The 7,786-nt window shown below is 31.7% G+C and carries 8 protein-coding genes; all 8 read left to right on the forward strand.

What is annotated here, in order from left to right:
- A partial coding sequence (locus tag SPJ17_RS02135) for a hemolysin III family protein (protein WP_321092277.1) occupies positions 1-435 on the forward strand: 435 nt, incomplete at its 5' end.
- A gap of 8 nt (positions 436-443) precedes the next feature.
- Positions 444-1,070, forward strand: a complete 627-nt coding sequence (locus SPJ17_RS02140) for an HD domain-containing protein (protein WP_321092280.1) — start codon at positions 444-446, stop codon at positions 1,068-1,070.
- Positions 1,051-1,629 carry a ribonuclease H family protein gene (locus tag SPJ17_RS02145; RefSeq protein WP_321092283.1) on the forward strand — a complete coding sequence of 193 codons (579 nt, stop codon included), beginning with the start codon at positions 1,051-1,053 and terminating at the stop codon, positions 1,627-1,629. Before SPJ17_RS02140 ends, SPJ17_RS02145 begins: the two co-directional genes overlap by 20 nt.
- A gap of 71 nt (positions 1,630-1,700) precedes the next feature.
- Entirely contained in the window at positions 1,701-3,662 is a 1,962-nt protein-coding gene (gene uvrB, locus SPJ17_RS02150) for an excinuclease ABC subunit UvrB (RefSeq protein ID WP_321092286.1), read from the forward strand.
- A gap of 13 nt (positions 3,663-3,675) precedes the next feature.
- Positions 3,676-5,013, forward strand: coding sequence for a 23S rRNA (uracil(1939)-C(5))-methyltransferase RlmD (gene rlmD, locus SPJ17_RS02155; RefSeq protein WP_321092289.1), 1,338 nt, complete (start codon positions 3,676-3,678; stop codon positions 5,011-5,013).
- Between the two features lie 635 nt (positions 5,014-5,648).
- Positions 5,649-5,996: a hypothetical protein gene (locus SPJ17_RS02160; protein ID WP_321092292.1), complete on the forward strand. Its 348-nt coding sequence runs from the start codon at positions 5,649-5,651 to the stop codon at positions 5,994-5,996.
- 282 nt (positions 5,997-6,278) lie between these two features.
- Positions 6,279-6,536, forward strand: a complete 258-nt coding sequence (locus SPJ17_RS02165) for a hypothetical protein (protein ID WP_321092294.1) — start codon at positions 6,279-6,281, stop codon at positions 6,534-6,536.
- Between the two features lie 476 nt (positions 6,537-7,012).
- Positions 7,013-7,786, forward strand: a 774-nt coding sequence (locus SPJ17_RS02170; RefSeq protein WP_321092296.1) for an AAA family ATPase, incomplete at its 3' end; no start/stop codon positions are given.

Consider the following 7,786-nt stretch of genomic DNA (forward strand, 5'->3'; position numbering starts at 1 on the left):
AAAAGAATCTGGAGAAGATTTGATTATTCTTCCATCTATTTACTGATTGGTGGTACATTTGCACCACTACAGTTAGTTGAGCTTGGACAAAACCAAAATCAGCCACTTTGGGCTTGGATTTGGTTTGGTGTAATGTGGGGGTTAATTATCGTTGGTATTACCTTTGTATCTATTTTTGGTCCGGGTAGAACTAAAGCAATTAATTTCCCGCTATATTTCATTATCGGCTGGAGCGGGGTTATGTTCATTCCCGGGTGGTTAAAGTATAACCAGGCAATTCTTTGGTGGATTTTAGGTGGTGGAATTGTATATTCCCTAGGTATGATTCCATTCGTGTTAAAGAAGGTACCGGCAGCGCATTTTATTTTCCATTTATTTGTGGTTGCAGGCGCGATCACACAATTTATTGGCATTTATACTTGTGTATATATGTGAGGGTTTTTATGAGTTTAGTTATGGAAGCATATGAATTTGCAAAGAATGCTCACAAGGGGCAAAAGGATTTTGCAGGGAATGATTATATAGCGCATCCTATTTTTGTTCAAGCGCATTTAGATAGTGATATATTAAAGATATGTGGATATCTACATGATACGGTTGAGGATACAAATGTAACCTTAGAGGAAATAGATAAAATCTTTGGTAGTGAGGTGAGGAGCGCTATAGATGCACTTACGAAAAGAGAGGGCGAGGATTATTTAGGATACATCGAAAGATTAATGAAAAATCCTATTGCAGTCTCTGTAAAAAAAATAGATTTAATTCACAATATGGATTTATCTAGAGTACCTAACATTAAAGATAAAGATTTATTTCGAATAGAGAATAAATATAAGCCTGCCTATAGAAAGATTACAGGTCATGATTTATTATTATCTGAACAGCTAGACTGCAAATTATCAGATTATGAAATACGACATTTATTATTTAATATCTTATCGAAAAGATTGAAATTTGAAAGAATAGATTCCAATATTGAATATATCCTAAAGGGATATTCCAATGCAATTTCAGATTCATTAAAGGATTATATTGAAGGAGTATTAAAAGATGAAATATTATGCGATTAAGGATGATTTAAACCATGAAATTGTAGATTCATGGGATTTATGTAAGGAGCATTTAAAGAACTATACAAAGCCAAAATATAAATCCTTTAAGACGAAAGAAGAGGCAGAGGCCTTCTTGAATGGTGAAATTCTAGATGATAATATCACTGCCCCAAAGGCTTATATTGATGGTTCCTTTGATAGTAAAACGAATGCCTATTCCTTTGGTGGAGTATTGATTATTGATGGTAAGGAATATCCATATAAAAAGAAATTTGAACCTGATGAATATTCCTCCTTAAGAAATGTCGCAGGAGAAATACAAGGAGCAGGCTTTATTATTGCATATGCTGTTAAAAAAGGTATCAAGGAATTGCATATTTTTTATGATTATTTAGGCATTGAAAAATGGTTTACTCACGAATGGAAGGCCAACAGTAAAATTGCGATTGATTATCAAATATTAGCCGATAGGGTTAAAGACAAAATTAAGGTTTATTTCCATAAGGTAAAAAGCCATACGAATAATCATTATAACGATTATGCAGATAAGCTTGCAAAGGAAGCATTAGGACTATAGACGGTATATCCTTCTTTTGTTTTTCAAGTAAATCATATATAATATATATGACTTTTTAAGGAGGGCTTTATATGTTTAAGATACAATCCAAATATATGCCAACAGGAGATCAGCCAGAGGCAATTGATTCCATTGTTGAAAAATTTAATCATGGTGAAAAAAGACAAACCTTGCTTGGTGTTACTGGTTCTGGTAAAACCTTTACTATGGCCAATGTCATTAAACGTATTGGAAAGCCTACCTTAGTTTTAGCACATAATAAAACATTAGCAGGACAGCTATATAATGAATTTAAGGATTTATTTCCGGAAAATCATGTAGAATATTTTATTTCCTATTATGATTATTATCAGCCAGAGGCTTATGTAGTATCCTCAGATACCTATATAGAAAAGGATGCCCAAATCAATGAAGAAATTGATGAGATGAGGCATGCGGCAACAGCGGCATTAATGGATTTTAAGGATGTTATAGTTATTGCATCAGTATCCTGTATTTATGGTATAGGTGATCCTAGTGATTATAAGGATTCTATGCTATGCATAAGGGTTGGTGAAACCTACCCTAGAAAGAAGCTTTACCAAAGGCTTGTGGAAATGCAATTTGAAAGAAACGATTTCGAATTTAAAAGAGGAACATTCAGATATCGTGGAGATGTACTTGAAATCATTCCACCATCAGAGCATTCTAAGGGAATTAAAATTGAATTCTTTGATGATGAGGTTGAGCGTATCCGTACCTTCGATTGCGTAACTGGGGCATCCATTGAGGATGTAATGTTTGCTAATGTATTTGCAGCAACGCACTTTGTTACGAATAAGAATAAGCTCGAAGAGGCTTTAAGACGAATTAGAGAAGAGCTTAAGATAACAAAGGAAAAATTTATTATGGAAGGAAAGCCACTTGAGGCAGAAAGAATTGAGCAAAGGACAAAATACGATTTAGAAATGTTGGAGCAAACGGGTACCTGTAGTGGTGTTGAAAACTATTCTAGGCATTTAGCATTACGAGAGGAAGGAGAAACTCCTGCAACCTTACTTGATTTCTTCCCGGATGATTTCCTACTTATTGTCGATGAATCCCATGTTACACTTCCTCAAGTAAGGGGTATGTATAATGGAGATAGAGCAAGAAAAATGAATTTAGTGAATTATGGATTCCGTCTTCCTAGTGCACTAGATAATAGACCTTTAAAGTTTGAGGAATTTGATAGAAAGCTAGATAAGGCACTTTTTGTTTCTGCAACTCCTGCGGAATTTGAATCCAAATACCCAATTACAGAGCAAATCATAAGACCTACAGGATTATTAGACCCAATTGTTGAGATTAGAAAAACCCTAGGCCAGGTCGATGATATCTATGCAGAAATCATTGAACATGCCAAAAAGAATGAAAGAGTATTAGTTACAACCCTTACCATTAAAATGAGTGAGGATTTAACGGATTATTTAAAGAAGATGGGATGCAAGGTTGCATACCTGCATTCTGAAATTAAGGCCTTAGAGCGTCTTGAAATATTAAGAAGCCTAAGAGAGGGGAAATATGATGTCTTAGTAGGTATTAATCTATTGAGAGAGGGTCTTGATTTACCTGAGGTTTCTTTAGTTTGTATTTTAGATGCAGATAAGCAAGGCTTTTTAAGAAGCGAAAGAAGCTTAATTCAAACGATTGGTAGAGCGGCAAGAAATGCGAATGGTAAGGTAATACTATATGCAGATACGATTAGTGATGCTATGAGAGTTGCTATTGATGAAACCAAAAGAAGAAGAACAATTCAAAATAACTATAATGAGAAGCATGGAATTACTCCAAAAACGATTAAGAAGGAAATCCCTAAGTCATTAACCGTCAAGAAAATGGATGGAATTGATGATGTAATTTCTAATGAATATCATAAGAATATGACTAAGGAAGAAAAGGAATATTTAATTTTAGAATTAGAAGAAGAAATGAAGGCTTATGCAAAGGATTTAAATTTCGAAGCAGCAGCACAAATAAGAGATGCTATTTTAGAGCTTAAGGCTCAAAAATAAAATGGAGGTACTTATGGAAATTGGTAGAGTCTATAAGGTTTTAATAGAAGATTATGACATGAATGGCTATGGTGTATGCCATATTGAGTCAAAAGTCGTTTTTGTTATTGGTGCTCTAAAAGGGGAAACTGTAACAGCAAAAATTGAAAATATCCATAAAAAATATGCTTTTGCAAGCATTCAAGATATATTGATTCCATCCTCGGATAGACAAGTACCTGAATGCCCATATTATGAGTATTGCGGCGGGTGTGATATGATGCACATGAAATATGAGGTGGAATGTATGATTAAGGAAGGAAAGCTAAAGCAAACCTTCCGAAAGTTTAAGGATGTTCTATTTCACCCTATTATTTCTGCAAGAAAAACCCTAGGGTATAGGAATAAAGTAATGATGCCATTTGCAGTGGATCTAGATTTAGATACCATTTATGGCTTCTTTGAAAAGAAAAGCCATAGAATTGTCCCCATTGATCAGTGCATTATTTCAGATGATGTCACAAATGATATTATTTATTATATCAATCGTTTTTTAAATATATTTCATGTAAAAATTTATGATGAGGATACACATAAGGGTTTATTTCGTGAGGTAATGATTCGTCATACAGCAACCAATGAATATATGGTTGTCATTGTTGCAACGCATGATTATGATTTTAGTGTTTTAGTAAAATACTTAGTTGAAGAATTTAAATGTATTAAATCTATTTATTTAAATATAAACCCAGAAAAAACAAATGTAGTTTTAGGAAATAAATATAAACTATTATATGGAAACCCTGTAATTATAGAAGATATATTAACTCATAAATTTCAGGTATCTCCACAATCCTTTATGCAGGTCAATCATGATCAATGTGAAAGACTATATGCAGAAGCATTACGTCTTGCAGATTTAAGAAATGATATGATTGTGATTGACGCATACTGTGGTATGGGCTCCATAACATTAAATATTGCAAGAAGAGTAAAAAAGGTATATGGTATTGAAATTGTTCCATCTGCAATAGAGAATGCAAAGGAAAATATGAAGCTTAATAATATTTCAAATGCAGAATTTATTTGTGGAGCATGTGAGGATGAGATTATAAAGCTTGTTAATAAAGAAAAAATAGATGCTATATTTTTTGATCCACCTAGAAAAGGATGTGATCAAAAGTTTTTAGATACTGTCATACAAATGAAAATCCCACAAATTATATATATCTCATGTAATGTTGCAACATGTGCAAGAGATTGTACATATCTAGAGGAAAATGGCTACAAGGTAATGGAGGCTACTCCGGTTGATTTGTTCTCTAGAACCTTACATGTCGAGACGGTATGCTTGCTTACGAAGGAGAATTAGTAAAAAAATTTATATCAAAATAATTATACATATAATTATAAATGGCCTTGTTGACGTGTTTTTAGACGTTTTCGAGGTTTTTTTTCTTTTATATCAACTAGATAAATAAACATAAAAATAAGGAAATTTACACAAAAATGGCTGAAATTAGTTAAGTTGACATGGCTTTTTTATCCCATAGGGATAGTATTAATTTGGCTAGTTGATATATTTTATGCATAAAATCTTATAGGTGGAAATTATTACTTGTTTGTCAGTAAGAAGGAATTCTTGCTGTTTTTTATATATATTTTTTATCGTGAATTAATGGTTCCTCAGTGTATTCGTATAATGGAATTATACCAAGCAATTGGAGATTAAAAATTATAAAGAAGTGCTCCTTCAAGAGTAAGTACAAATAATAAAACATTCATAGTTCCTTAGATAGGAATGATGATGACATAAAGAATAAGAATGGAAGATTGTAAGTATAGGCTTCAAAATGCAAGTCATTCCTGAAGAGGTTCTATTTATGTTAAAACTCGGAGGAAATTATGAAAACAAAATTAACAGTAAAGATTTGAATTAATACGAAATCAAAACAACCAATAGTAACAGCTGATTTACTATTACCTAAAACAAACTGGTAACCTTGGATGGGATTAAAGAATACCACATTGCATTTAAATCCTGAAGATAGGTTATCAGTTGATGAGGTTGAAAACATAGGTTATAAAAGACTCGAATTCAAAGTATATGCCAATAAGGATTTATTCTTAGAATGTGATGCAGAAGCATTTAAGAAAACAAATTCAGGTCCAGTAAGCTACTGGATTAATGTTAAATTCACTGAAAAGATTAAAAGAACTTATTTCTTTGATCCGGATCAATTAGGAAAGATTGTTTATGAAAAGTATCCTTTTGAATTCACAGAAAAGAATACTGATGATGAAAAAACAGTCACACTACCTATCGATGATAAGCCAGCGCCTACTAAAAAGTAAAGTCTGGTGATTAGATGAAAGAAGTATTAAGCTTTCTATCTAATATATTTTCTTTACTAGGTCAAGTCTTCTTATTTGTATGGAAGATCGCTAAGTTCATATTAGCTCGTTTTTACAAGTTTATACTTGCAATCGGTGGATCCCTTATCGGTCTATTCGTCATAAAGAAGGCAACCGAAAAGGAGTAGATATGAAAAAAAATATAAAATAATAACATTTATTCTTGCAGGTGTATTAACATTATTTCTAGGTTTTGGAATAGTTTCTGCAGCCAAAGCCCCAATGGATGATCGAATAAGCCATGAAGTAGAAACCCATGTAAGAAATGGTACACTACCATCTTGGCATTTAGATTATTACCAAGATGATGGCTATCAAGCCTTCTACTATAAAATGAAATATCTAAATGATAATTTTGATGATTTCAAAAATAAAACAGAAGGCCAAATCATAACTTATATGATCTGGTATCGCTCAGAACAAAACCAAACCTGGGAATATATCTTTGAAAATTTAGATATAGAACCAGAATACCTATAACCAAATAAATATCTAAGCTATGCCTATGAGCAAAAGAAAAACAAAGCCTTAGCTCTTAATTTAGATAAAGGTCTTAAGCAAGCAAAATCTACATTATCACATGTCTTGAAGTGTAAAATAGATGATGGTTTAATACTAAAACCAATATCAAGTGTATCTGTTGTTAATATTTGCAAAAGAAAATATAATGTGCATATTAACTATAATTTTAAAAATCAAATTATTGGGGCCTAAATGGAAAATGCCCCGAAAATTTGATTTTGTGCACGTGTTAACTATCTGCATAAAAAATTTAAAAATTTGTTCATATGAAGTGTAATTATTCGACTTTCTCCTAATTTAGTGTTAATTATAGGGGAAAGTTGTATAGAATGGGAGAGATTTTAATTATCAGTTAATTAATTTACTACAAAAAGAGAGTTGAATTCCCTTTTTGTAGATGTTATAATATATTCAAAGAAGGAAGATGATGCATAATGATCAAAAGAACAATTAAAGAAGTGTTATTAAATAATATTAAATCTTACCCAGTTACATTAGTAACAGGCGCCAGACAAACTGGTAAATCTACTTTATGTTATGAATTAACTAAAGAATATAATTTTAATTATGTTTCTTTAGATGATTTGGATAATAGAAGTGAAGCTTTAAGTGATCCAAAATTCTTTTTAGCCAAGCATAAAGCACCATTGATTATTGATGAGGTTCAATATGCACCTATATTGTTTGAATATATAGAATCAATTGTAAATAAAAAAAGATTAGAAGCTGGTGATGCCAATGGCATGTACGTCTTAACAGGTTCTCAAAAATTTAAATTGATGAAGAACGCTACTGAATCAATGGCTGGAAGAGTTGGAATTATAAATATGTCTCCATTAAGTTTTAATGAAACAATTGGAAGAAGTGAAATCCCATTTACGGTAGATTTAGATACTGCATTTGAAAGAGCAGAGCATAAAATTACTTCTGATGATTTGTTTGAATTAATTACAAAAGGTTTTTACCCAGAATTGTATAGAAATCCTAATTTAAATGTAAGTACATTTTATTCAAACTATGTTTCTACATATATTGATAAAGATGTAACAGATATTATTGATGTAAAAAATAAACTGTTATTTCATAAGTTAATGCAACTATTGGCATCCTTAACTGGTGAAGAATTAGTTTATGATAATCTAGCTAAACAAATAGGCGTAGATAAGAAAACAATAAAGAATTGGATCAGTGTATTAGAAGCATCTAAC

This window comes from Anaeroplasma sp., from assembly GCF_034179385.1.
Classification (GTDB): domain Bacteria; phylum Bacillota_I; class Bacilli_A; order Acholeplasmatales; family Anaeroplasmataceae; genus Anaeroplasma.

Excerpts from the sequence above, each read along its gene's own strand:
- SPJ17_RS02140 (WP_321092280.1), top strand. The coding sequence starts at position 444 with ATGAGTTTAGTTATGGAAGCATATGAATTTGCAAAGAATGCTCACAAG.
- SPJ17_RS02145 (WP_321092283.1), top strand. The coding sequence starts at position 1,051 with ATGAAATATTATGCGATTAAGGATGATTTAAACCATGAAATTGTAGAT.
- uvrB (WP_321092286.1), top strand. The coding sequence starts at position 1,701 with ATGTTTAAGATACAATCCAAATATATGCCAACAGGAGATCAGCCAGAG.
- rlmD (WP_321092289.1), top strand. The coding sequence starts at position 3,676 with ATGGAAATTGGTAGAGTCTATAAGGTTTTAATAGAAGATTATGACATG.
- SPJ17_RS02160 (WP_321092292.1), top strand. The coding sequence starts at position 5,649 with ATGGGATTAAAGAATACCACATTGCATTTAAATCCTGAAGATAGGTTA.
- SPJ17_RS02165 (WP_321092294.1), top strand. The coding sequence starts at position 6,279 with ATGGATGATCGAATAAGCCATGAAGTAGAAACCCATGTAAGAAATGGT.